At 61.4% G+C, this 20,681-nt stretch carries 30 protein-coding genes and 1 tRNA gene; 10 read left to right on the top strand and 21 right to left on the bottom strand.

The features are described from left to right. Positions 1–68 precede the first annotated feature (68 nt). Positions 69–476 (top strand): winged helix-turn-helix transcriptional regulator, encoded by a 408-nt coding sequence (locus tag AQS8620_RS06675; protein ID WP_085836069.1) that lies wholly within the window; start codon positions 69–71, stop codon positions 474–476. A 32-nt stretch (positions 477–508) separates the two neighbouring features. Here AQS8620_RS06675 and yghX read toward each other — a convergent pair whose 3' ends face one another. Then, positions 509–1,435, bottom strand: coding sequence for a YghX family hydrolase (gene yghX / locus AQS8620_RS06670; RefSeq protein WP_085836068.1), 927 nt, complete (start codon positions 1,433–1,435; stop codon positions 509–511). Positions 1,436–1,532: 97 nt separating this feature from the next. On the opposite strand from yghX, the gene AQS8620_RS06665 reads away from it, so the two are divergent. From AQS8620_RS06665 to ribD, 3 genes are all read left to right on the top strand, one after another. Next, positions 1,533–1,949, top strand: a complete 417-nt coding sequence (locus AQS8620_RS06665; protein ID WP_085836067.1) for a secondary thiamine-phosphate synthase enzyme YjbQ — start codon at positions 1,533–1,535, stop codon at positions 1,947–1,949. Positions 1,950–2,068: 119 nt separating this feature from the next. Next, positions 2,069–2,533: a transcriptional regulator NrdR gene (gene nrdR / locus AQS8620_RS06660; RefSeq protein WP_085836066.1), complete on the top strand. Its 465-nt coding sequence runs from the start codon at positions 2,069–2,071 to the stop codon at positions 2,531–2,533. Positions 2,534–2,560: 27 nt separating this feature from the next. Further along, positions 2,561–3,640 carry a bifunctional diaminohydroxyphosphoribosylaminopyrimidine deaminase/5-amino-6-(5-phosphoribosylamino)uracil reductase RibD gene (ribD, locus tag AQS8620_RS06655; protein WP_085836181.1) on the top strand — a complete coding sequence of 360 codons (1,080 nt, stop codon included), beginning with the start codon at positions 2,561–2,563 and terminating at the stop codon, positions 3,638–3,640. Here the strand turns inward: ribD and AQS8620_RS06650 are convergent. From AQS8620_RS06650 to AQS8620_RS06640, 3 genes are all read right to left on the bottom strand, one after another. Then, entirely contained in the window at positions 3,637–5,664 is a 2,028-nt protein-coding gene (locus AQS8620_RS06650) for a capsule polysaccharide biogenesis protein (protein ID WP_442319878.1), read from the bottom strand. The genes ribD and AQS8620_RS06650 overlap by 4 nt on opposite strands. A gap of 4 nt (positions 5,665–5,668) precedes the next feature. After that, a complete protein-coding gene (locus tag AQS8620_RS06645; RefSeq protein ID WP_085836065.1) occupies positions 5,669–6,802 on the bottom strand; it encodes a polysaccharide biosynthesis/export family protein in 1,134 nt (377 codons plus the stop codon). Between the two features lie 195 nt (positions 6,803–6,997). Further along, on the bottom strand, positions 6,998–8,326 hold the full coding sequence (locus AQS8620_RS06640; RefSeq protein ID WP_085836179.1) for a capsule polysaccharide biogenesis protein: 1,329 nt from the start codon (positions 8,324–8,326) through the stop codon (positions 6,998–7,000). Between the two features lie 306 nt (positions 8,327–8,632). Between AQS8620_RS06640 and AQS8620_RS06635 the strand changes: the two genes are divergently transcribed. From AQS8620_RS06635 to AQS8620_RS06615, 5 genes are all read left to right on the top strand, one after another. Further along, complete coding sequence (locus AQS8620_RS06635) at positions 8,633–9,235, top strand: riboflavin synthase (RefSeq protein ID WP_085836064.1); 603 nt, start codon at positions 8,633–8,635, stop codon at positions 9,233–9,235. Between the two features lie 115 nt (positions 9,236–9,350). Then, entirely contained in the window at positions 9,351–10,454 is a 1,104-nt protein-coding gene (gene ribB / locus AQS8620_RS06630) for a 3,4-dihydroxy-2-butanone-4-phosphate synthase (protein WP_085836063.1), read from the top strand. Positions 10,455–10,504: 50 nt separating this feature from the next. Beyond that, positions 10,505–11,050, top strand: coding sequence for a 6,7-dimethyl-8-ribityllumazine synthase (locus AQS8620_RS06625; protein ID WP_085836062.1), 546 nt, complete (start codon positions 10,505–10,507; stop codon positions 11,048–11,050). Continuing rightward, positions 11,047–11,547 carry a transcription antitermination factor NusB gene (nusB, locus tag AQS8620_RS06620; protein ID WP_085836061.1) on the top strand — a complete coding sequence of 167 codons (501 nt, stop codon included), beginning with the start codon at positions 11,047–11,049 and terminating at the stop codon, positions 11,545–11,547. Before AQS8620_RS06625 ends, nusB begins: the two co-directional genes overlap by 4 nt. A 335-nt stretch (positions 11,548–11,882) precedes the next feature. Then, complete coding sequence (locus AQS8620_RS06615) at positions 11,883–12,383, top strand: MmcB family DNA repair protein (RefSeq protein WP_085836060.1); 501 nt, start codon at positions 11,883–11,885, stop codon at positions 12,381–12,383. A gap of 25 nt (positions 12,384–12,408) precedes the next feature. On the opposite strand, the gene AQS8620_RS06610 is transcribed toward AQS8620_RS06615, so the two are convergent. Continuing rightward, complete coding sequence (locus tag AQS8620_RS06610; protein ID WP_085836059.1) at positions 12,409–12,597, bottom strand: DUF6324 family protein; 189 nt, start codon at positions 12,595–12,597, stop codon at positions 12,409–12,411. A gap of 193 nt (positions 12,598–12,790) precedes the next feature. On the opposite strand from AQS8620_RS06610, the gene AQS8620_RS06605 reads away from it, so the two are divergent. Continuing rightward, a tRNA-His gene (locus AQS8620_RS06605) sits at positions 12,791–12,867 on the top strand. Positions 12,868–12,941: 74 nt separating this feature from the next. On the opposite strand, the gene AQS8620_RS06600 is transcribed toward AQS8620_RS06605, so the two are convergent. The 16 genes from AQS8620_RS06600 to AQS8620_RS06525 form a co-directional block, all read right to left on the bottom strand. Then, on the bottom strand, positions 12,942–14,228 hold the full coding sequence (locus tag AQS8620_RS06600) for a site-specific integrase (RefSeq protein WP_085836058.1): 1,287 nt from the start codon (positions 14,226–14,228) through the stop codon (positions 12,942–12,944). Next, positions 14,215–14,508, bottom strand: coding sequence for a hypothetical protein (locus AQS8620_RS06595; protein WP_085836057.1), 294 nt, complete (start codon positions 14,506–14,508; stop codon positions 14,215–14,217). The genes AQS8620_RS06600 and AQS8620_RS06595 overlap by 14 nt, the downstream gene beginning before the upstream one ends. Before the next feature lie 2 nt (positions 14,509–14,510). After that, positions 14,511–14,798: a DUF4326 domain-containing protein gene (locus tag AQS8620_RS06590; protein WP_085836056.1), complete on the bottom strand. Its 288-nt coding sequence runs from the start codon at positions 14,796–14,798 to the stop codon at positions 14,511–14,513. Between the two features lie 14 nt (positions 14,799–14,812). After that, entirely contained in the window at positions 14,813–14,995 is a 183-nt protein-coding gene (locus AQS8620_RS06585) for a hypothetical protein (protein WP_085836055.1), read from the bottom strand. A gap of 230 nt (positions 14,996–15,225) precedes the next feature. Next, positions 15,226–15,591 carry a hypothetical protein gene (locus AQS8620_RS06580; protein ID WP_085836054.1) on the bottom strand — a complete coding sequence of 122 codons (366 nt, stop codon included), beginning with the start codon at positions 15,589–15,591 and terminating at the stop codon, positions 15,226–15,228. Between the two features lie 23 nt (positions 15,592–15,614). Then, positions 15,615–15,902 (bottom strand): hypothetical protein, encoded by a 288-nt coding sequence (locus tag AQS8620_RS06575; protein ID WP_143267449.1) that lies wholly within the window; start codon positions 15,900–15,902, stop codon positions 15,615–15,617. Then, positions 15,899–16,531, bottom strand: a complete 633-nt coding sequence (locus tag AQS8620_RS06570; RefSeq protein WP_085836052.1) for an HNH endonuclease signature motif containing protein — start codon at positions 16,529–16,531, stop codon at positions 15,899–15,901. The genes AQS8620_RS06575 and AQS8620_RS06570 overlap by 4 nt, the downstream gene beginning before the upstream one ends. Next, complete coding sequence (locus tag AQS8620_RS06565) at positions 16,528–16,797, bottom strand: hypothetical protein (RefSeq protein WP_085836051.1); 270 nt, start codon at positions 16,795–16,797, stop codon at positions 16,528–16,530. The genes AQS8620_RS06570 and AQS8620_RS06565 overlap by 4 nt, the downstream gene beginning before the upstream one ends. Positions 16,798–16,823: 26 nt before the next feature. Further along, positions 16,824–17,153: a hypothetical protein gene (locus AQS8620_RS06560; protein WP_085836050.1), complete on the bottom strand. Its 330-nt coding sequence runs from the start codon at positions 17,151–17,153 to the stop codon at positions 16,824–16,826. Further along, positions 17,150–17,431 carry a hypothetical protein gene (locus tag AQS8620_RS06555; RefSeq protein ID WP_085836049.1) on the bottom strand — a complete coding sequence of 94 codons (282 nt, stop codon included), beginning with the start codon at positions 17,429–17,431 and terminating at the stop codon, positions 17,150–17,152. Before AQS8620_RS06555 ends, AQS8620_RS06560 begins: the two co-directional genes overlap by 4 nt. A gap of 67 nt (positions 17,432–17,498) precedes the next feature. Continuing rightward, complete coding sequence (locus tag AQS8620_RS06550) at positions 17,499–18,482, bottom strand: DUF2303 family protein (protein ID WP_085836048.1); 984 nt, start codon at positions 18,480–18,482, stop codon at positions 17,499–17,501. A 32-nt stretch (positions 18,483–18,514) separates the two neighbouring features. Next, complete coding sequence (locus AQS8620_RS06545) at positions 18,515–18,937, bottom strand: YfdP family phage-associated protein (protein ID WP_085836047.1); 423 nt, start codon at positions 18,935–18,937, stop codon at positions 18,515–18,517. A gap of 14 nt (positions 18,938–18,951) precedes the next feature. Continuing rightward, the gene (locus tag AQS8620_RS06540) at positions 18,952–19,209 is read right to left on the bottom strand and encodes an Acb2/Tad1 domain-containing protein (protein ID WP_085836046.1); all 258 of its coding nucleotides are present in this window, start codon (positions 19,207–19,209) and stop codon (positions 18,952–18,954) included. 242 nt (positions 19,210–19,451) lie between these two features. Then, complete coding sequence (locus AQS8620_RS06535) at positions 19,452–19,724, bottom strand: hypothetical protein (RefSeq protein WP_143267448.1); 273 nt, start codon at positions 19,722–19,724, stop codon at positions 19,452–19,454. After that, complete coding sequence (locus tag AQS8620_RS06530) at positions 19,724–19,957, bottom strand: hypothetical protein (protein WP_085836044.1); 234 nt, start codon at positions 19,955–19,957, stop codon at positions 19,724–19,726. The genes AQS8620_RS06535 and AQS8620_RS06530 overlap by 1 nt, the downstream gene beginning before the upstream one ends. Before the next feature lie 241 nt (positions 19,958–20,198). After that, the gene (locus AQS8620_RS06525) at positions 20,199–20,609 is read right to left on the bottom strand and encodes a helix-turn-helix domain-containing protein (RefSeq protein ID WP_085836043.1); all 411 of its coding nucleotides are present in this window, start codon (positions 20,607–20,609) and stop codon (positions 20,199–20,201) included. Positions 20,610–20,681 lie beyond the last annotated feature (72 nt).

Genomic DNA, 20,681 nt, shown 5'->3' with positions numbered 1-20,681 from the left:
TATGAGACTCTATCTGCCGCTGAAAAGGAGGCAGGATTTGGGAACAAGGGAACACGAAGGGAACCACCATGCGTGACACGGGCACCATGAGCCGCTTGGACAGGCTCAAAATGCAGCGCGAGTTGCATGTGGCGGGGCTGGAAAATTGCCCCGTGCGCAACCTGCTGGACCATGTCGCGTCCAAATGGACAACTCTGGTGCTGATGGAGTTGTCGCAGGCACCACAACGGTTCAATGCGTTAGGGCGGGCATTACCGGATATTTCAAAGCGGATGCTGACGCAGACGCTGCGCGATCTGGAACGCGACGGAATGGTGGCGCGGCGCGTTTTCGACACCAAACCACCCTCGGTGGAATATAGTCTGACCCCGCTGGGGCAGTCCGTCTTGCAGCCCATCGGGGCGCTCATCGACTGGGCCAATCTGCACGCCGAGGACATTCGCGCCGCGCGCGTGCAGTTTGAGGCATTAGGGTAGCGGGGCCGCGCGCGTCAGCCCCGCCCTGTCGCTCAGGCCAGCTGCGCGTTGAACAGGTCAATGGTGCGTGACCAGGCCAGTTCTGCCGCTTGCGGGTCATAGCGGGGGGTTGAATCGTTGTGGAACCCGTGGTTGACGCCTTCATAAATGAAAGCCTCATAGGGGATGCCCGCGGCGTCCAATGCCTCTTGGTAGGCGGGCCAGCCATCGGTGATGCGCGTATCCAGGCTGGCATAGTGCAGCATCAGCGCCGCTTTGACGTCCTTGGCGCTCTGCGGGTCGGGTTGGCGTCCGTAAAACGGCACCGCCGCGCGCAATTCGGGGTAGGCAACCGCGGCGGCATTGGCGACACCGCCGCCGTAGCAAAAGCCCGTGATCCCGACTTTGCTATTCACCATCGGGCTGGCCATCAGGAATTCGACAGCGGCAAAAAAGTCGTTCATCAGCTTTTCAGGATCGACCTGCGATTGTAATTCGCGGCCCTTGTCGTCGTTTCCGGGATAGCCGCCAAGGCTCGACAACCCGTCAGGGGCCAGCGCGACAAATCCCGCTTTGGCGGTGCGGCGCGCGACATCTTCGATATAGGGATTGAGGCCACGGTTTTCGTGAACCACCACAACGCCCCCTTTCGGCTCGACCACGGCGACACCCTCGACAGCGGGGCGCACGAGGTAGCCACGCACCTCACCATGTCCGTTTGGCGACGGATAGGTGATATATTCGGCGATGATATCTGGATCGGTAAAATCGATCTGTTGCGCCAGCGCGTAGTTCGGTTTCATCAGGTTCAGAACGGCGATGGCGGTCAGCCCGCCAAGCGCGTAGCGGCCCGCTTTTTCCAGAAAATCACGTTTGGTGATCTTGCCGTGGGCGTAGAAATCGTAAAGTTGCAGCAGTTCTGGCGGGAAATCTTTGGCGCTGAGGCGCGGGGGCGTTGTGGGCGTGGGGTTCTGGGTCATAGACTGTCTCCATCCGGTTTGCAGGTGCCCCCAAAGGCTAGACCAGGTCGAACCGTTTCAAGATGACAGTGCCGTGATCACGGCCCGAGGAGCGCCTATGCACATGAATTTCACGATCCAGACGGCGGGGGCGGGGCTTTATGAATTTACCCGCGATGTGGTTGCCTGGGTAAGGCAAGCCGATGCGCGTGAAGCCCTGTTGACGCTGCAGGTGCGCCACACCTCTGCCTCGTTGCTCATTCAGGAAAATGCCGATCCCGAAGTGCAAAGCGATCTGGCGGCGTTTTTTCACCGCCTTGTGCCGCCGACCAGCGACCCGTCGATGGCCTATCTCACGCATACCTATGAGGGGCCGGACGATATGCCCGCCCATATCAAGGCCGCGATGTTGCCGATCACCTTGTCTATTCCGGTCATAAACGGGCGTATGACGCTTGGAACATGGCAAGGACTATACCTTTTCGAACATCGTGCCCGCGCGCAGACCCGCGAGGTCGTGGCGCTGCTGCGCTGATCCTACAATTAGCGAATCATTTACCCTCTACCCAAGATGTGGCGGCTCGCCTATAGTTCCTGTGGATAACTGGGGCATCAGACCCCAGCATCACGAGGCGGTAGAGGGAAAGTTGCGACATGCGTTGCCCATTTTGCGGAAATGTAGACACTCAAGTTAAAGATTCACGTCCGGCAGAAGACCATGTTGCCATCCGGCGGCGGCGGTTCTGTTCGGCCTGTGGCGGGCGGTTCACAACCTATGAACGCGTCCAGTTGCGCGACCTTGTGGTGATCAAAACCAACGGACGGCGTGAGGATTTCGACCGCACGAAACTGGAGCGGTCGATCCGCATCGCCGCGCAAAAACGCCCCATTGATCCCGAGCGTCTGGACCAGATGATTTCGGGGATTGTGCGGCGTCTCGAGAGTCTGGGCGAAACCGACATCCCCTCCAAAGCCATCGGCGAGATCGTGATGGAAAGCCTCGCGCGGATCGACACGGTCGCCTATGTGCGTTTCGCGTCCGTGTATAAAAACTTCCAAGCCGCGGATGATTTTGACAAATTTGTCTCCGAGCTGCGTCCGCAACTCGACCCCGAGTAAAGCGTGAGCGCCTGCGACATCGACCACATGCGCCATGCTCTGGCCTTGGGGCGGCGCGGCTTGGGCCGCGTTTGGCCCAATCCGGCTGTGGGCTGCGTCTTGGTGAAGGGCGCGCGCGTCATCGGGCGGGGCTGGACGCAGGACGGGGGGCGCCCCCACGCCGAAGCGATGGCTCTGGCACAAGCGGGCGCGCAGGCGCGCGGCGCCACGGCCTATGTCACGCTGGAACCCTGTTCGCATACCGGCAAAACCGGACCGTGTAGCGAGGCGCTGATCGCGGCGGGCATCTCCCGGGTGGTCTGCGCGCTGGGCGATCCCGATCCGCGCGTGAATGGTAAGGGTTTTGCAAAATTGCGCGCAGCGGGCGTCGAGGTTGGGGTTGGGCTTTGCGAAAAAGAGGCGACATCGGACCAGATCGGCTTTCTGAGCCGCATCTTGCGCGGCCGCCCGATGGTGACCTTGAAATTTGCCAGTACTCTGGACGGGAAAATTGCCACGGCGAGTGGCGAAAGCCAGTGGATCACGGGGCCATTGGCGCGGCGGCGTGTCCATGCGGACCGCGCGGCCCATGACGGGGTGATGGTCGGGGGCGGGACTGCGCGTCACGATGATCCCTCGCTCACCGTGCGCGAGATCGGCCATGATCGCCAGCCGGTGCGCGTGGTATTGAGCCGGATGCTCGATCTGCCGCTTTCGGGCGCTTTGGCGCGCACGGCGCGCGATGTGCCGCTCTGGCTGATCCACGGCCCGCAGGCAAGCCCGGAGCTGCGCCGTGTGTGGGGCGATCTGGGTGCGCAGCTGATCGAAGTGCCGCTGTCCCGCGGGGCTGTCAGCGCCAGCGCCGCTTTGACGGCCTTGGGGGAACGCGGGCTGACGCGGGTGTATTGCGAGGGCGGCGGCGGCCTCGCGGCCTCATTGCTTGCGGGGGATTTAGTCGATGAGGTCCACGCCTATGCGGCTGGGGCGATGATCGGCGCCGAAGGTGTTTCGGTCGTGGGCGCGCTGGGGCTGCAACATCTGGCCCGCGCACCGCGCTTTGCGTTGCAGCGCATCGACCGGCTGGGGTCGGATGTTTTGTCGATCTGGCGCAGCACGACGCCGCTCTAGCGCCACAGATGGGCGTAGCTGGCCGCAGCGCCCTGAGCCTTGGCAAGCAGTCGCAACGCCAATCCGCTGCGCGGCACCGTGCCGCTTTCCAGCCGGTCGATGATCACTTCGACAGGGCAGGGCAGGCCGGTTTTGGCATCATAATAGCGCGGGTAGTCGATGTAGGCGGCGTGGATGAGAGCAAGAAGGCCGGCCCGCCCCCCACGGCGCGCAGGCACGCTGCCGCGATCCTCGGTCAGCCCGTATCCCGCATAAAAAGGCGCGCCAAGCGTGACAACCTTGCGGTCGCGCAACAGCGCCTCAAAGCCCAGGAGAGAGGTGATGGTCCAGACCTCATCCACCGCCGCGATCAGCGCCACAGGATCGGCTTTGGGGACCACCACATCGGCCAAGGTCGCGGCGCTGTCCACGGCGCCCGCGCGCAGGCCTTTTTCAACATCAGGGTGGGGTTTATAGATCAGGATGGCATCCGGGCGAGCGGCACGGGCGGCCTGCAACAGGGCGGCATTCGTGCGGACTTCCTGCGCACCGGTTCTGATCGAGGCGTCATCTTCGACCTGCCCGACGACGAGGATGCGCTGCCCCTCGGGTAATGCGGGGGCATCCCCGCCAATGTTGTATTTGGTCAAAGATGCTCGGGTGATCCGCGTCAAAACCGCCTCTGCTCTGTTCGATTTGTGCAGGGGCAGGTCGGTGTTGTCAGCGATCATCCTTTCCAGTCGCGAGGGGCTTTGCGGGTCGTAGTAGATCCCGCAGTCATCCGCGACCAGCGAGGCAGGCGGAACAAGGTCCGCGCCCAAGCCCTTGGAGCGCAGAAAACCGTCTTCGACCCGTAGATCGGCGTTGCCCTTCGCGGCCCAGATCATGGCCCGCCGCCCGTCAGCCTTGAGTTTGGCGATCCGCTTTGGCCGGTTGGTAAAGACGATGTTGCCCCCGTAAAACCGGCTCAAACTGCGGCGTTTCCACAGGCGCATGCCGGAGGCGACATAGCCGTGGCGATCTTCGCGCCACGCGCGGGTTTGCGCTTCAAGCGCGGCCAGCACATCCTCGATCTCGCAGAGGCGGTCGCGGTAGGGGTCATACCAATGGGGGTAGAGCATCATCCCCCCCGCAAAAAGTTGTGCCCGCGTCAGGCGGCGTTCACGGCGCGCCACAGGGTTTTCATCCTGCGTCAGCCCCCAACCGCTGTACCACGGTTGGCCGAACACCCGCGGGCGGTGGCCGGCTAGGATCGCCTCGAACCCCATCTGGCTCGAGACGGTGTAGACCGCAATGGCGCCCTCCATCAGCGCCCAGGGGCTGACGGGATCGGTCAGGATTTCCACATTCGGGCGCAGATGTTGGGGGCCGAAATGCCCGCTGCGCGCGCCGGCGCTGGTTTCGGGATGACTTTTGATGATGATCTTGGCACCGGGGTTTTCTTCCTGCGCAAAGACAAGCATTTCGGCGAACATCTCGTCATTCGCACCGCCGTATTTGATCGAAGCGTCACCCCGTGTCTGATCAATGACCAGCACATATGGCGCATTCGGAAGCGGTTTTTCCAAGGAATAGGCATTATACTTGGACAAATGCGACATCCGCATCCAATCCATGGCCGCGCGCGCGCGGTTAAGCAGCGCCGCGTCATCCAGCGGGTCGCTTGCCAGAAGGTGTTCGAGATCGCTGGGCTGGCGGCTGTCGAAATGCACCCCGCGCCTGTCGATCAGCAGGCCCATCGGCCCGGGGTCCACGCCTCTTTCACGCGGAGCGCGGGCGGGAAGGACGGAGCGCAGGAAGGCATCCTCGACACGCAAAACCGCGGCCCCGTATCTGGCCGCGACCGCCTCGCCACGCGCGGCGTAGGGGGAATGGCCCCAAACGGCCACGCCATCATCGGCGCGCGGACGCCCCAGATGCAGCGGGGTACCCGCCAAGGCCATAATCCGGCGCAGGCGCTTATCGCGCGCAAAGCCCAGATTGTAGAAAAAGACCCGCCGCGAGGGCTGCTCGGCGGCGGGTCGATCCGGATCGTATCGCGACACGTTGTTAGTTGCCTGCGAGCGTGTTCAGCGAGTCCGCCGAGGTCGCAACGCCGGTGAGGGCGGAGACGGTTTTGCTCCACTGGCTGAACGGCGCTTCGGTGACATAGACCGTATCGCTGTCGCGGATGATAAAGTCGCGGGCCATGAACATGCCGTTGGGTTCGGTCAGATCAAGGACATAGACCATGCGCTGTGCGCCCACCAGATCGCTGCGCCCGAGGACGGAGGCGGCGATCTCTGCGGGTTCGTTGCGCATGATGAACACGCCGGTGGGATCGGCAAGCGCCGGATTGAGGCCGCCGACCTGCGCGATGGCTTCCAGGGCGGACAATTCCTGGCTGTCGAAGGCCACGCGGCTTTGTGTGCCGGTCGCGCCAAGCGCGGTGTAGGAGCGCGTGTCTTCCTCGACGAAAATGCGGTCGCCGTTGCGCAGGGCGATGTCGTTTTGCGGGTTGGAAAACAGATCGTTGAACCAGATCTCACCAACCTGATTGCCGCGCACCACCTTGATGCGGGCAATGTCGGGGGCAATCGCCACGCCGCCTGCGCGCGCGATCATCGAGGACAGCGTGCGGGTGGGGCGCTCGATGGGGTAAACGCCCTGACCGCTGATCGCACCGGTGAGCGACACGGAGGCACCGTCACCAGCCACGCGGGTGACCATGACCTGGGGATCGGGGGTCTGGCTGTCGAGCTTTTCGGTGATGATGCGCCGGATCGCTTCGGGGCTGTTTCCGGCGGCTTTTACACGCCCTGCATAGGGCACGAAAATAAAGCCGTCGCCGTCCACTTGCACTTCGGCGAGTTGCGACATGTTCATGCCGGTCGCTGACAACAGCCCGCTTTCGACGTTTTCGTAAATCGTCAGCCCCAGCACGTCACCGGCATTGATCGTATCCGAGCCAAGCGTGCCTGCGGTGGTAAAGCTGGACGAAAAGCCCAAAGCCGGTTGCACGGCGGTGGCGCGGGTCACCTGGTCGTTGACGCTGACGATGAAGGCATCGCCCTCGCGCAGGACCGAACCGGCGAAGATTTCTTTCTTGTTGGGACCTGAACGCGGCAATCCGCAACCCGCGAGGGAAACGGTGAGCGCAAGCAGGAGCGCGGCCTTTGCCGCGCGCTTTGTCAGGTGTGTCACTGCTGGTCTCCTCGACCTATGTCTGCCTCAAGTTTTTCTTTCAACCTACCGGAATCCCGCTGCTATTGCCAGTCCTGCGCAAGGGGGAGCGACCTGCATGGGGCAGGTGTTGCGCGACTGCCGCGCCGAGGTAGGGAGTGTGGGCCATTGGGGGGCACACACTTTATCTAGTGGGGGGCAGGGGCGGTTTTTTGCCTATTTCACAGGCCGGACCGGTTGGCGCGGTGCCGCGGTGCCCGTGGCAAGCGCTTGGTAGGGGTCTTCGCGGGCAAGCATCATGTCCACCACAAGGCGCAAAAGTTGCCGGCGACCGGAGGCGGAATAGAACCCGCCGGGCACTTGGCTGGTCTCGAGCAAAAACTGGCGATAGTCGCGGTAAGCACGTGTGTCGGGGCGCGCGGGGTGGGCAAAGAAATCCGGTAAATCCTGTGTGGAGACGAATTCGGGTTTGTCAAAGACGGCCGCGCCGAACACTTTGACGGGCAGGCCCCGCCAGAGCACCTGTTGGGCGGCGGTGGAGTTGACGGTCACGGCCGAACGCGCATGATCGAGCAGTTGCGCCAGTTTGCCGCCGCGCACGTAATGCACCCGCCCAACGACGCCGTGCACGCGCGCCCGGGCATTCACTTCGCGCGCAAGATTGCGCCGACCGGTTTCCAGCGGATGCGCCTTGAACACCAGATGGTGGTGCTGGGGGGCGCCCCTGGCAAATCCTGCGACCACGGCTTCGATGAATTCGGGCATGGTTTCAAAGGGGGAGTGGAACAGGAAGCTGCTGTCATGTTCCAGCTGCATCAGCGCGATGTGGTAGGGGTAGCCCCCCTGTTTGACCCGCCGCGTCGACCAAACGCGCGTGGCCCAATGCAGCGGCATCAGCGCAAGGCGTTTGAAATAGAGTTTGAATTCCTGTGTGACGCTTAATTCGCGATGACGGCGGAACTTGCGAAACTGTCCGTTTCGAAACAGCACAAAGAAATGGTAGAGCGCGCCGTAAAACACGTGGTGACGCATGTCGCCCCAATGGGCGGGGGCTTCGGTGTTATCGTGGTCCTGCAAGGCAAGGGCCGCCTGCATATCCGCCACACTCAGCGACATAAGTGCCGAATTGCCGTTCGAGCCATCACGCTCGTAGGTAATCCACCACGGGCGCAGGTAGCCCTCTTCGAAGACATGGACCGTCAGCCCCAATTTGCGCGCCTGCGCGATGGCGATGGCATGGGCCGGGCGGGTGTCGCCGTAAAGCACGATGTCGGTGATCCCTTTTTCGGCCACCAGCGCGCCAAAGCCTGCGGCCCAGTCATCCGGCGCGCCCGTGAAGGGCACAAAGGTTTTGCTGTCAAACCAGAAGGCGCGGTCCCCTGCGTTAAACCCGATGCGCCAGACCTGCGCCCCGGCAAAGCGCAGCATCCGCCCCAAGCGCCAGAAAAACGGCCCATGCGGCCCTTGCAGCATCGCAAAAACCTTCGGCGTTTTGGCAGTGGGGGGCGCGACCTGCGGGGTCTCGCCTGCGCGACTTGCGACCATGCGCGTGAACTCTTTCCTGTTTCGCCCGAGATTGCGGGGCACCTTGACTGCGGCGGAGACTGCCGCTGCGGGGGTTTTCGGAAACAATGCCCCGCGATTGCGGTCAATTTGTGACCAAGTTGCGCCGAAGGCCACCGCAAAATGACATGTCGCGGGGCGGTGTGTCCAAAGAAACGCACAGCAGCCCTGCGGATTTTTCAGCGGTTTGGCGCCCTGACGGGGGTGTTGCTGCTCTTGTGGAGCGCGGGGTGCGCCGTTACCTCTGGAGCAACGGGCCTCTCTGGGCATCACGAAAAGGGTTTGGACATGTTCACCGGCATCATCAGCGACATCGGGCGCGTGGCGCAGCTTACGCAAAAGGGCGATCTGACAGCGCGGATCGAAACCGCCTATGATCCGGCGGGCATCGACCTTGGCGCGTCGATTGCCTGCAACGGCGTCTGCCTGACCGTGGTCGATATGGGCACCACCGGGGGGCAGCATTGGTTCGACATGGAGATTTCGGCAGAAACCGTGTCGAAAACCAACGTGAACGGCTGGGGTGTGGGCACGCGCCTGAACCTTGAAAGGGCGCTGAGGCTGGGCGACGAGCTGGGCGGGCACATCGTGTCGGGCCATGTTGACGGGGTGGCGCGTGTGATTGATCTGCGCGACGAGGGCGACAGCACGCGCCTGACGTTCCAGGCGCCCGAGGCCTTGGCCCGTTTCATCGCGCCCAAGGGCTCGGTGGCGCTGAACGGCACCTCGCTGACGGTGAACGAGGTGGCGGGGGTGACCTTCGGGGTGAACCTGATCCCGCATACCAAAGAGGTGACGATTTGGGGCGATATTGCGCTGGGCGATGCGGTCAACCTCGAAATCGACACGCTTGCCCGCTATGTGGCGCGCCTTCAGGAATGGCAGGCCTGACGCGGTCGCGCTGCGGCGGCGCTTTCCAAAAACGCCCCGCTGCGATATTTGACACCCAAGACACCCAAGACACCCGCAGATCACCCCTGTGATCCCCGAATAAAAGGCCCCGACCATGAGTGACACCGATTACACCGCCGCCATTTCCCCGATCGAGGAAATCATCGAAGACGCGCGCAACGGGCGTATGTTCATTCTTGTGGACCATGAGGATCGCGAAAACGAGGGCGATCTGGTGATCCCGGCGCAGATGGCGACCCCCGAAGCGGTGAATTACATGGCATTGCACGGGCGCGGTCTGATCTGTCTGACCTTGCCCGGCGAGCGGATCGACGCGCTTGATTTGCCGCTGATGGCCTCCAACAATTCCTCGCGCCACGAAACGGCTTTTACCGTGTCGATCGAGGCGCGCGAAGGCGTGTCGACGGGCATTTCCGCCCATGACCGCGCGCGCACGATTGCGGTGGCGATCGACCCGTCCAAAACGGGGGCCGATATCGCCACGCCGGGCCATGTGTTTCCGCTTCGCGCGAAAAACGGCGGTGTTCTGGTGCGCGCAGGCCATACGGAGGCCGCGACTGATATCTCCCGCCTTGCCGGGCTGATGCCCGCCGGTGTGATCTGTGAAATCATGAATGAAGACGGGTCGATGGCGCGCCTTCCCGATCTGGTGGCCTTCGCGCAAAAACAGAACCTCAAGATCGGCACCATCGCGGACCTCATCGCCTACCGCCGCCGCTACGACAACCTTGTGAATGTGGTGCGCGAAGAAAGCGTCGAGGGCGCATTCGGCGGTAAATGGGAGATGAAAATCTACGCCGACAGCACCCAGGGGGCTGAACATATTGCCCTGATCAAAGGAGATATTTCCGGGGATACCCCTGTGCTGACGCGGATGCATACGCTTGATCCCCTGCTGGATGTGGTGGGCTTGGGCGGTTTGGGGCGCACGACCGAATTTGGCTCTGCCATGGAAGAAATTGCGCGCGAGGGGCGCGGCGTGTTGGTGTTGCTGCGCGACACCCATATGAAAATCGCCAATGACGCCGATGTGTCGCCTCAAACCCTGCGCCAATACGGTCTGGGCGCGCAGATCCTGTCCTCGCTGGGCCTGAGCGAGATCGAACTGCTGACCAATTCGCCCGTCCCCAAAGTCGTGGGGCTGGAAGGCTACGGTCTGGCCATCGCGGGCACCCGCGCGATCCCCACCAAGGGCTGACAAGCCCGCGTTAACATTTGCCTGCTAGATGAATTCCAAAGGACGATCCCATGGCCGCCAACGAACAGCATTACACCCTGCCGCTGCCCGAGTTTGATACTCCGGTCAAAGTCCTGATCGTGGTCGCCCCCTATTACAAAGACATTGCGGACCAGATGGTCGCCGGGGCCAAAGCGATGATCGAGGACTGCGGCGGCACCTGGGAGGTGGTCGAGGTGCCCGGCGCTTTGGAAGTGCCGACAGCGATCCGTCTTGCCGACCGGCTGGCCAATTTCGACGCCTATGTGGCGCTGGGCTGTGTGATCCGCGGCGAGACGACCCACTATGACACCGTCTGCAACGATTCGTCGCGCGCGCTGCAATTGATGGGGCTTGAGGGGCTGTGCATCGGCAATGGCATCCTGACGGTCGAAAACCGCACCCAAGCGGAGGTGCGCGCCGAGGCGCAGGGCCAGAACAAAGGCGGTGGGGCGGCGGCTGCGGCCTTGCATCTGGTCGCGCTTTCGCGCAAATGGGGGCGCTCCGGCAAAGGCGTTGGCTTCACCTCCGACGCGATCCGCCTTGCCGGTGATGCAAAAGGACCCGCGACCGCATGACCGATACGCCCGATACCCCGCCGCAAGACGCCCCCAAACCGCCCAGCAAACGCGAAATGCGTTCGGCGGCGCGGCTTTATTCGGTGCAAGCCCTGTTCCAGATGGAAGCAGCCGGCATGTCCGTGGACCGCGTGCGGCGGGAATTTTACGATCACCGCTTTGGCATGGTGACCGATGAGGGCGACGAATACATCGATGGCGATGCGGATCTGTTTCACCAGATCACCGAATCTGCCGTCGAACGTCAGGCCAAAATCGACCAGATGACCGACCGTGCGTTGGTGGCCAAATGGCCGATCGCGCGCATCGACCCGACCCTGCGGGCGCTGTTTCGTGCCGCCGGGGCGGAACTGGTGGCAGGCGTTGCGCCGCCCAAAGTGGTCATCACCGAGTTCGTCGATGTGGCCAAGGCCTTTTTCCCCGAGGGGCGCGAATCCAAATTTGTGAATGCGGTGCTGGATCACATGGCCCGCGAAGCAAAACCGGAGGCCTTTTAAGGCCGCAGGATGTGCCCTCCCCAAACACAAAACGCCGCCACCCGAACAGGGATGGCGGCGTTTTGGTGAAAAGTGGCGGGGGACCGCAGCAGCCGTACAGGCGCCATGCTCCCGAGGACCTGATATATCAGGTGGGCGCCAGATAAATGGACCAGGGTCCAGACAGAGCCAGCTCCCTCGGAGTTGCTTAAGGCCACTGGAGACTTGCACCCTTCGCGCACGCACCGAGCAGATCCCGCCGACCCCACATCTAGGCCTGCAGGGGCGCCGCTTCAAGCCCCCATGGGGCAGGCATTTTGCTTGCGGTTTGTTCCCTTTGTGTTCACAATTCCTGCATGGCCGACTCCCGAGACTTTTCCGACGACAGCTTCTTTGCCACCACGCAGCCGGGCCAGCGGCTTGCGCGCGGGGTGTGCCGTGCGCTTCGGGGCTATGATTTCGCCTGTGTCGAGGAACTGGTGCCCGCGCGCGGGCTGCGGGTGGATGTGATGGCGCTTGGGCCCAAGGGGGAAATCTGGATCATCGAGTGTAAATCCAGCCGCGCCGATTTTATGAGCGATTCCAAATGGCAGAATTATTTGCCGTGGTGCGATCGGTTTTTCTGGGCGGTGGACGCCGATTTCCCGACCGAGCTCTTGCCCGAGGACACGGGGTTGATTATCGCCGATGCGTTTCACGCAGAAATTTTGCGGATGGGGCCATCGGCAAAGCTGGCCGGAGCGCGGCGCAGCGCGACGACGCGGCTGTTTGCGCGCACAGCCGCGCGCAGGCTTTCGGCCTTTCGTGACCCCCGCGTCAGCGATGTCTTGACGGGGCGCGCGGGGGCAAGCGATTAGCGCGCGCTGCCGTGACGGGCGCGCCTTATTTTGACAGGTGGCGCGCTTGCGCTGCGGCGGCGCGGATTTCTTCCGCAATTTCTTCGGCTTCCTCGGGTTCGAAATCCATCGGGATTTCGACGCCATCGGCCTCGATGTAGATGCGAACCATCCCAAGCGAGGTCGGGCCGATCTGCATATTCGCGGACAGGTCGCTTTCCTTGTTGATGCTCATTGTCGGGTCTCCAATAGGGTTTCCTTGACCTAGCGGATCGCAGATGCCCTCGCAAGAGTGCGGCGCGCGGCGCAACGGGGGCCAACAGGGCACAGAGCGGGGCAGGGTGGGAGAGGCCGGGGTGGCATTTTCACAAATTTCCATCCCCAGCCCCTTGCCATCGCCCCGTGCTCTGTGTAAATCCCCGCGCAGTGCCGCCATAGCTCAGTTGGTTAGAGCGCCTGATTGTGGATCAGGAGGTCCCCCGTTCGAGCCGGGGTGGTGGTACCATAAAATCAATCACTTAGTTTATATCTTGTTCTCGGTTGGATCGTGAGTGGATTATCTTCTCAATCCACCGTTCGTCAGACGTTCCGATTCCTTCCAGCCTGACGCAGCTCTACAACCTTATTCACCTGTTCGTCTTTGTTTCGCAGGTAGCGTTCTGTGGTAGTGAAGTTGGCGTGCTGACCGGCTGCTTGAAGAAGGCGTGGATCTGCACCATAGCTCTCGGCCTCTGTCAGACCACCGGCGCGCGCGTCCTTGAGTTTGATTTGTGAAGGGACGTTCGCAAGGGCGGCGTAGCGCCTCCAGCACGCGGCATATGCGCTGCGCTCGAAAGGAAGGCCATGTGCTTCGGTAACAATAAGCGGCCCCATCACACGATCCCCGCGAAGGGCAATCAAGCGTGTACGCAAATCGGGAAGATGTTCGAGGCTGAACCGGATCGGCTCAGGCATCGACTTTTCCGTTTTTGAAATCACCTTCACAAAGCTGGTCATGTCCGCGTCGAAGTGTTCGATGCGCAACCCGTCTTGCCAGCGTGTGAAAATGACTGTGCGGTCGCCTTTCTTTAGGCCGCTATGAACGGTCCTGACAGAGCGCCGCACGATCCCGCCGTTGCCAAAGGCTGCTTCATCAATGGGAAACCACTGACCGCGCACGTCCACGGCGCGTAAGGACAACTCAAATTGCAGCATGAGGCCAGCCGAGAATGCCGCGTTCCCGTCGCGATCTGATACGGCGATAACGGCCTCGATCTGGGCGCGGGTCGGGCGTGTTGTCGAGCCGGACGGGGATTGAAAGCGCATTTCGCTCAAAGTCTCTTTGAGGTCTGCGGCCCCTGCCAGTTTCAGGATTTTGCCATAGGACGCGAGGATGCGCATATTGGTGATCATGCGATGGATGAACGCGACCGATCGGCCCTTGTCCTGCATGGCCTTCTGGATGCGCTTGAGCTCGCGGTAATCCAGTGCTGTGATCTTCACGTTGCCGATGGCGCCGTTCCAATAGTCGCAGCAATAGGCGTAACCTTTCTGGGTGTTGGCCTTCACCTCGGCATAGGGGCTTTCTGGATCGGTCAAATAGCGGTGGATCAGGTAGCCAAAGCTGCCGGTGTCCCATTCTGCTTTGTCCAGTTTGTCCCACCATTCCAGCATGGCGCGCGTGTGGGCGCGGCACAATTCGGCGCGGGCAAGCTGATGCTCGTCGTCCCTCGTGCCGGAAAGGTTGAGGTTGACGCGGGCAGGCTCAAACCCTGCCTCCGAATATTTCTTGGGGGCTTTCCACGTCGCATTGCGTTTGCTCCAGGAAAGACCCGGCGCGTAGGACGGATCGGACCCGTCCCAAAGCGCAGGCTTATAGGCTGTCATAGTTGATTGCTCCTGAGATATTCGGCACGGTTTCGATTGTGCCGGAAATAGTCTGCCTTGGCGGGGCCTCAGGATCACGCACTTTTCTACGCCGCGCGATCCAAGCGCGCACATCTGCGGCGACGTAGCGCTTGGTGATGTGGTCCACCTCGGGGAAGCCTTCTTCCTGCAACTGTTTCTTTTTCTTACGGAAATGAGAGCAATTCATCCCGAGGGCGAGCGCCGCACGATCCTGCGACCACATCTCGGCTTTTTCATTAAAAGAGCGGTCGAGGCTCATGTTCAGTGGTCCTTTCCGGTTTGGTTCGCCCAGCGGATCAAAACGTCCGCGTGGCATGGTTGGTCTAAGGGGCACCAGCAGGCGAGGTCTTTGCCGCGCAATTCCTCTATACCGTCAATCAAGCCATGCATTCCCTCGAAGCATTCGACCGCCGTGGCGCGGTCTGGAACGCCATCATCTCCCACCTTGAAGGGGTTCGAGAATTTGGACGGGCGAGCGACGATCACGGCGTGGGGGTGGTCTTTGCGCCATCCGCCTTTTTTGCGGTGCATCTGTATGCGCTTCGGCATGGTGCCTCCGGGGGTTAGTTGGACGCAGGGCGCGGGCGTTGCCTCGGCACTTCCTGCATGGTCAGGATGTAATCGACGCCATCTATGTCGATCACGACTGCTGCGCTCTCATCGTTTAGCTTGATGATCTCATGCGGCAGCTTTTGCTCTGAGGTCGGCCAGAGGCGGTCACATAGCTTCTCAGCAGGTTTCAGCATCTTCCAAGTCAATTGGGCCTCCGGGGTTAGCTGGATCGGTCGAGGCGGGCGACCGCCGCGGTAAGCAGAGCCAAGTTGGCGCCGCTCGGGTGATGGTGCGCGATGATGCCTACCCGCCGCGCGGGCTTCGGCTTCGGAGTCCGCGCGGCTTCCTCCGCACGGCGTTTTGCTTGCATCTCTTTCCGGCGGTTCTTCTTTCTCGGCATTTGGGACTCCGGGGATTTTTGGATTCAGTTGAGTTCGGCCACTTCGGCCTCATGTTCGACCCATTGCAGGAATCCCCGCAGGATCGGCTGCACGTTCGTTTCGTCGGCCCAACCTGCAAAGCCCACAAAGCCATCGGCGTTGAACGTGACCGCTTCCCTGTCTTCGAAGTAATAGGACACGCACCGCAACTCGGCACAGTTTTTGCCGTGGATGCGGATCATCGAAGGGTGGGCCATGTGGTAGGTGCCCTGCATCAGTCCTGCGACGAGCATCTCCGAATTGATCGCATCGCGAAGCGCCGACATGCGTTCATAGGTCAGTGGGAAATAGTCGAGGCCGGATTCCGCATAGGCTTTGCGCGCGGCCTCTCTGGTGAGTTTTTCAGTCATTGGGGTCTCCTTTCCCTTTCAGTTCAAAAAAATCGACCGGCCAAGAGCCACGCCAAAGTCACGACCACAACAGCCGCCAGAGCCAAGATCGCCCAGCCAAGCTCGCGCGGCGGTCGCGAGGTCATCTCGCTGTGCGTTTCGCGCAATGGCTGGAATGTTGCGTTGCCCGTGGTGCCGATGCTGTACTGGACGCCTCTGTCGTTGCGGATGCGTCCGTCCTGTGCTGCGTATAGCGTGCCGATTTTGAAGCCGGTCGCAGTATCACCACGCATGCAAAGCAGAGCGCCGGTGTGGTTGTGGGGGAGGCTCACGCTGTGTCCTTTCCCGCCTCACGGGCGGCGTGTTCGAGCTTGGCGATGGCCAGAAGCGTGGGTTTAAGGTCGGCGGGGGCGTCATCATAGCCGCGGCCAAAGCGGCCGTTCAGGCGCGGCAAGAGGCCGCGGGGGACTGCTTCCCAGTTTTTAGGGTCGCAATTCGTTTTGTCGCCATCGAGCGCCTTGAGGCAGTAGCCCTCGGGCACCGGCCCATTGGTCTCTTCCCATAAGTAGCGGTGCTTGTGCATGTAGCGGGTTGCGTGGCCTGTGTGCGGATTGCGGCGTGGCACTTTCATTTCGATGTAGCCATCCGTGCCAATGCGCTCGGACCAGAGGGGCAGGAGATTGGGCGCCGGGTGGCCAGGCTTGAATTGCGTCGCTGCGCTGTTGGCGTTGAAGGGCATGCGCTTGCCCTTGTTTGGCGGGACCTGGCCTTTGTTGAAGCAACCGGTTCGTCCCGTCTTCCATCCTTTGCGGGTGCAGAGCCTTTTGAGGTTGTCGAAGCTGACATCGCTTCGCGAGAACTCTTCAACAAAGGCGGCATGCAGAGCGCGGCGCGGCTGATCTGCTCGCGCCTCGATCCACGCGAGTTCTCGGGTGCTGTAGTGGATTTTTGGGCCCTTCATCCTGCGGCGTCCTCTGCTTTGCCCTCGATGGTGCGCGCATTGCCGATTTGCGGGAGCATCGGCAACACCGCCTTGCCATGCTGGGCAAACAGCGTAGCGGCGGTCAGTTGCAGCCGTGCGGTCGCGCTTACCTGGTCGGCGATAGCCACGATGGATTGTGCGCGTTTGGCTTCCTGCTCGATCTGTTCGGGGGTCAGGCCGTCGCACGCCAAGCGGTCGAGCTGTGCAAAGAGGTGGGTGTTCAGGTCTGCAAGGGAATTGGTCATGGGGGTGATCCTTGATGGGTGGGCGCTCAGACGATGAGCGTGGTCAGATCCTCGGGCAGGCCGCTCAGCAGCCTTTCGCTGACATCGGCCTTGCGCTTTGTCGGAGCGTCGTGAAAAGCATGCCCGTGAGCTTCGCTTTTCGAGGGTCGGATGCGCGCGCGCCATCCTTTGAGGTGCAGGATGCGGGCAACGGCCTGCGGTGATCTGCGGGTGTGGGTGCAAAGCTCCTCCAGATCGACATCCCAGCCGCGCGGAGTTGCGAACTGCCAGATCTGGAAGGCGAGGGTCATGCGCAGGACTTGACGTCTGCGATCGCGGGCGGGGGTGCTGCTTTTGCGCGGGACAAGGGCGTTCATGCCGCTTCCTCCGCATCATCAAATCCCACGAGCTCGCAGTGGTATATCTCGACGTTCGCCGCATCGCGCCACGCGCGCAGCATAGCGCGCTCGCCAACTGCGAATTCGCCCCGGATGCCGAGCATGGTGACGCTTGCGCCGTGCGGGTTGCTGTCGAGCGTGGCGATGTTCGCACGGGTGAGCTGGTGCAAGAGCGTCTGCGCCTCGCGCGGGCCATCGGCGTCAAAGCTGATCAGGCAGGCCATGGCGCGGATATGGCAATAGGTTTTGCGGTCCATTGGGGGTCTCCGAAAAGGTGATGTGCCATCGCTGGTCCCTCTGGGAAGAGGGGCCAGAAAGAGTGCATCAGGCCTCGGGGCTGCCCATGAATAGAGGGAGATTGGTCTCCTCGGTGGCGCGGGAAACAGCTTCCTTGAACGCAGCCTCGAAGGCTTTTTCGGGATTGTAGATCGACAGAATGAACTTCACCGAGCCGCCCTGCTTGCGGTAGCGAAAGCGCACGGGCATCCGATAAGGTGCGCCACCCAAAAACACGGGAATGGCGATGATGATGAGGTTCGGGATATTGAGCGGTTTGCCGTCGGCAGTCCTGTGTTCGTTGAGGAACTGGATTTCGGCCTCGCCGGTGTCGCGGTTGGTTGACACTTTGAGGTCGCTGGTCTCGAACACCTGAAACTGCTTTGACATGGCGAGCAACTGGTTGAGTTGACCATACCTGCCCTCGATCTGGCGCGCCGTGTGGATCAGGCGGTTTTCCCATGGCTCGTTCTTGTCGCTGACGCTGCCCGACAGCACAGCCGGCGTCGGGTCCATGATGTCCTTGGCCTGCGCTTCAATGAATTCGCCCAGATCGTCCTTTTCGAGCGGCGCGCCCGAGACCTTCATCCAGGCTTTCCATTCATCCGACAGCGGAAAGCCATAGACGGCACGGTGATGGCAATGGCGGGCCGTGGGGTCGCCGCCGAGATTGACCGGATCGACGGCACCCGCAGCATGATAGTCGGCAATGCAGGTCAAGGTCGGGGCGCTCATGTCAGGTTTTGCAAACAGGGCCGATGTGTCGCCTTTGAAGCGGTTCGCCCAGATGATCAGGCTGTCGAGATCCTCAAGGCGCGCAGTGCCCTTGCGGCGCGCGGGTTTGAGGTATTCCAGCGCTGCACGATGGTCACTGGTCAGGTCTTTGACTGTGCGCTTTTCGGGAAGGGTAATCAGATGTGCCTTGGTCAGATCGTGGCCCTCGGGCGTCTCGATCTTTTCGTGGTGGCCAAGGGCCTCCATCACATCGCGCATCGTCTGCGCCTCGTTTTCAAGTGTGACGTGGTCCGTCATGGTGTTTTCCTCATTGTTGAAAGGTCGAATAGTCAGTCGATGTCGCGGATTTCGCCGGTCTCGGGGTCGAAATCTTCCACATCGCGGATGGGTTGGTGCATGCGCGCCATGAACGGGCTGTAGAGCGTCAACTCGCCGTTATCGTTGATGAAAGCTGCCGCACTCGAGGGGGGCTTCTTTGGTGCTTTGAAGCTGACGGTGGCGCCCATGGCGACATCGCCGGATTTGCCGAGCGCGTAGCTCACCTGCAGCGTCATGCTGCCCTGGCACCCCTTGGTGCCGTGCTCGGCCTTGTGCTCAAGCAGATCGAGCTGCAGCTGTTTGTGGCCTTCCAGCACCTGCGCCAGAAAGTCGCCGCTGTCGAAAAGTGCGAGGATCTGCTCGATGGTCCGCATCTTGTAGGGATCGTGCGGTTCGACCTTGGCGACCTGCGTCGGGGTTTTGCGTTGGGTCATCACGGGAATGGTCCTTATTTGGTGATGTGGCGCACGGCGCGCATGACGGCGTCCTCGGCGTGGGTGTTGGCCAGCGACAGGTCGCGCGAGGCGAAGCGGTCGGTTTCCAGACCTGTGCCGCCAATCGCATGCAGCTCGGCAATGAAGGCCGCGCCGATGTCTTTGACGCGCTGCATCTGGGCTTTCTCGGTGTCCGAAAGGACGCGGTAGGTGTGGCGCACGGCGTTGTTTGCGGTGCGCGCGTCGCTTGTACTGTCGACAGTGTCGGTCATGGTTCAGCCTTTCGCTCGGCCCGCGCTGGATTGCGCGGGCGGGTGGTGCCGTGAGTGGCAGGGGGGGAGAAAGGGCCGGAGCGCGCAGCGCGAACGGGGAGGAGCGGGCGCTCCGGCAAGTGCCGACCCGGAGCAGTGACGGGTCGGGAGGTCATCGGCGTTGGGTCAGAGGCGCGCGGCAAAGGCGAGCGCGAGGCCGATACAGGCGGCCAGACCTGTGCCGATGATGTAGATTTGCAGGCTCACGCGGCGCGGTCCTGTGTTTCGAGGGTTTCAAGGTGGCGCTGTGCTGTGCGCGCCCAGGAGCGCTGCGCCTCGGCCTCGCTGCGGCCGTATCCGAAAATGCCATGCAAATGGATTTCGACCATGTAGCTGGCAGGTGCTGCTTGCTCGCGCGGAATGGCGTAAAATCCACCTGTCTCGATGGCCTCGGCCATGAAAGCGTCGTGCTTTTCCTCGGCTGTTTGTGCGCATTCGAGGCGGGCGATGAATTCGGCGATCGGGCTGCGGGGCATCATGCGGCACCGCCCGTATGCTGCGCGCGGTCTACCGCATCGGCCAGACGTTCGGCGCGGATGTGAGTGGCGGTTTGATCGGCGATGCGGTGCACGGCCATGCGATTGCCGCGCTGCGACATTTCGATTTTCCACGCAAGCGCGCGCTGGCTCGGGCTGTCTGTGATGTCAGGGTAGGCGACAATCCGGCGGGCGTGTTTGACCGCTTCGCAGCTTGTGAAGTCAATGATCATTGATGCCTCCATCAGGGTGGTGATGGGGGCATCTTATTGTGACCATAGCGGTCACTGTCAAGACATTTTGTGACCAAAATGGACATTGATATTTTGCGCTTGCCAAGTCGCAAGGCGTTAGTTCAATTAGTGTTCATCTAATGTTCTTAAGGTGTGTGAGGAATCCGATGGACTACTGGAGCGGGAGCAGTCGATTGTACGCAATGGCTCTGGTTGCAAAAACTTCGGGTGAAAGCCTGGATCAACTCTTCTTCGCCAGATCAATTGCTCGCATGCGCTCGGCAAGTTCGTATGGCAATCTGTCCCACCTTCCGAGGATGAGAAAATCGAGCGTGACATCAAATCGTTCAACCAGCATGGCTGCAACCGGTTCTGTAATCGCTCTTTTTCCTCCCTCAAACCGCGACCAATAGGTCCTAGGAATGTCGAGAAGGTCAGCCATTTCAGAGGATTTTAGGTTTTGAGCCTCGCGAAGCAGCATCAGGCGCCGCCCGATGTTTTCGGGCGTCATTTCATTGCGGAGCGCTTCTGAGAGCTTGGGTTCGATCTTTGCTGGCATGTGCAAACAATGCGGAATGACCGCTTTGGTCGCAATTTCCAGTTTGGATGATTGACAAGTTACCATAATGGTCATTAATTCGGGCGTATGCATCAACGTCCAGTTATCTCAATTCTGTCGAAATGGCCCGACCGCCGGTCGGTGCTCGAAGATGTTCGCCTTGAA

The sequence above is a fragment of the Aquimixticola soesokkakensis genome (genome assembly GCF_900172375.1).
GTDB lineage: Bacteria > Pseudomonadota > Alphaproteobacteria > Rhodobacterales > Rhodobacteraceae > Aquimixticola > Aquimixticola soesokkakensis.
Note: the sequence above shows the minus strand (reverse complement) of the source record. Positions and strands in the feature narration are given on the sequence as shown.

Excerpts from the sequence above, each read along its gene's own strand:
- AQS8620_RS06675 (WP_085836069.1), top strand. The coding sequence starts at position 69 with ATGCGTGACACGGGCACCATGAGCCGCTTGGACAGGCTCAAAATGCAG.
- yghX (WP_085836068.1), bottom strand. The coding sequence starts at position 1,435 with ATGACCCAGAACCCCACGCCCACAACGCCCCCGCGCCTCAGCGCCAAA.
- AQS8620_RS06665 (WP_085836067.1), top strand. The coding sequence starts at position 1,533 with ATGCACATGAATTTCACGATCCAGACGGCGGGGGCGGGGCTTTATGAA.
- nrdR (WP_085836066.1), top strand. The coding sequence starts at position 2,069 with ATGCGTTGCCCATTTTGCGGAAATGTAGACACTCAAGTTAAAGATTCA.
- ribD (WP_085836181.1), top strand. The coding sequence starts at position 2,561 with ATGCGCCATGCTCTGGCCTTGGGGCGGCGCGGCTTGGGCCGCGTTTGG.
- AQS8620_RS06640 (WP_085836179.1), bottom strand. The coding sequence starts at position 8,326 with ATGGTCGCAAGTCGCGCAGGCGAGACCCCGCAGGTCGCGCCCCCCACT.
- AQS8620_RS06635 (WP_085836064.1), top strand. The coding sequence starts at position 8,633 with ATGTTCACCGGCATCATCAGCGACATCGGGCGCGTGGCGCAGCTTACG.
- ribB (WP_085836063.1), top strand. The coding sequence starts at position 9,351 with ATGAGTGACACCGATTACACCGCCGCCATTTCCCCGATCGAGGAAATC.
- AQS8620_RS06625 (WP_085836062.1), top strand. The coding sequence starts at position 10,505 with ATGGCCGCCAACGAACAGCATTACACCCTGCCGCTGCCCGAGTTTGAT.
- nusB (WP_085836061.1), top strand. The coding sequence starts at position 11,047 with ATGACCGATACGCCCGATACCCCGCCGCAAGACGCCCCCAAACCGCCC.
- AQS8620_RS06615 (WP_085836060.1), top strand. The coding sequence starts at position 11,883 with ATGGCCGACTCCCGAGACTTTTCCGACGACAGCTTCTTTGCCACCACG.
- AQS8620_RS06610 (WP_085836059.1), bottom strand. The coding sequence starts at position 12,597 with ATGAGCATCAACAAGGAAAGCGACCTGTCCGCGAATATGCAGATCGGC.
- AQS8620_RS06600 (WP_085836058.1), bottom strand. The coding sequence starts at position 14,228 with ATGACAGCCTATAAGCCTGCGCTTTGGGACGGGTCCGATCCGTCCTAC.
- AQS8620_RS06595 (WP_085836057.1), bottom strand. The coding sequence starts at position 14,508 with ATGAGCCTCGACCGCTCTTTTAATGAAAAAGCCGAGATGTGGTCGCAG.
- AQS8620_RS06590 (WP_085836056.1), bottom strand. The coding sequence starts at position 14,798 with ATGCCGAAGCGCATACAGATGCACCGCAAAAAAGGCGGATGGCGCAAA.
- AQS8620_RS06585 (WP_085836055.1), bottom strand. The coding sequence starts at position 14,995 with ATGCTGAAACCTGCTGAGAAGCTATGTGACCGCCTCTGGCCGACCTCA.
- AQS8620_RS06580 (WP_085836054.1), bottom strand. The coding sequence starts at position 15,591 with ATGACTGAAAAACTCACCAGAGAGGCCGCGCGCAAAGCCTATGCGGAA.
- AQS8620_RS06570 (WP_085836052.1), bottom strand. The coding sequence starts at position 16,531 with ATGAAGGGCCCAAAAATCCACTACAGCACCCGAGAACTCGCGTGGATC.
- AQS8620_RS06565 (WP_085836051.1), bottom strand. The coding sequence starts at position 16,797 with ATGACCAATTCCCTTGCAGACCTGAACACCCACCTCTTTGCACAGCTC.
- AQS8620_RS06560 (WP_085836050.1), bottom strand. The coding sequence starts at position 17,153 with ATGAACGCCCTTGTCCCGCGCAAAAGCAGCACCCCCGCCCGCGATCGC.
- AQS8620_RS06555 (WP_085836049.1), bottom strand. The coding sequence starts at position 17,431 with ATGGACCGCAAAACCTATTGCCATATCCGCGCCATGGCCTGCCTGATC.
- AQS8620_RS06550 (WP_085836048.1), bottom strand. The coding sequence starts at position 18,482 with ATGACGGACCACGTCACACTTGAAAACGAGGCGCAGACGATGCGCGAT.
- AQS8620_RS06545 (WP_085836047.1), bottom strand. The coding sequence starts at position 18,937 with ATGACCCAACGCAAAACCCCGACGCAGGTCGCCAAGGTCGAACCGCAC.
- AQS8620_RS06540 (WP_085836046.1), bottom strand. The coding sequence starts at position 19,209 with ATGACCGACACTGTCGACAGTACAAGCGACGCGCGCACCGCAAACAAC.
- AQS8620_RS06535 (WP_143267448.1), bottom strand. The coding sequence starts at position 19,724 with ATGCCCCGCAGCCCGATCGCCGAATTCATCGCCCGCCTCGAATGCGCA.
- AQS8620_RS06530 (WP_085836044.1), bottom strand. The coding sequence starts at position 19,957 with ATGATCATTGACTTCACAAGCTGCGAAGCGGTCAAACACGCCCGCCGG.
- AQS8620_RS06525 (WP_085836043.1), bottom strand. The coding sequence starts at position 20,609 with ATGCATACGCCCGAATTAATGACCATTATGGTAACTTGTCAATCATCC.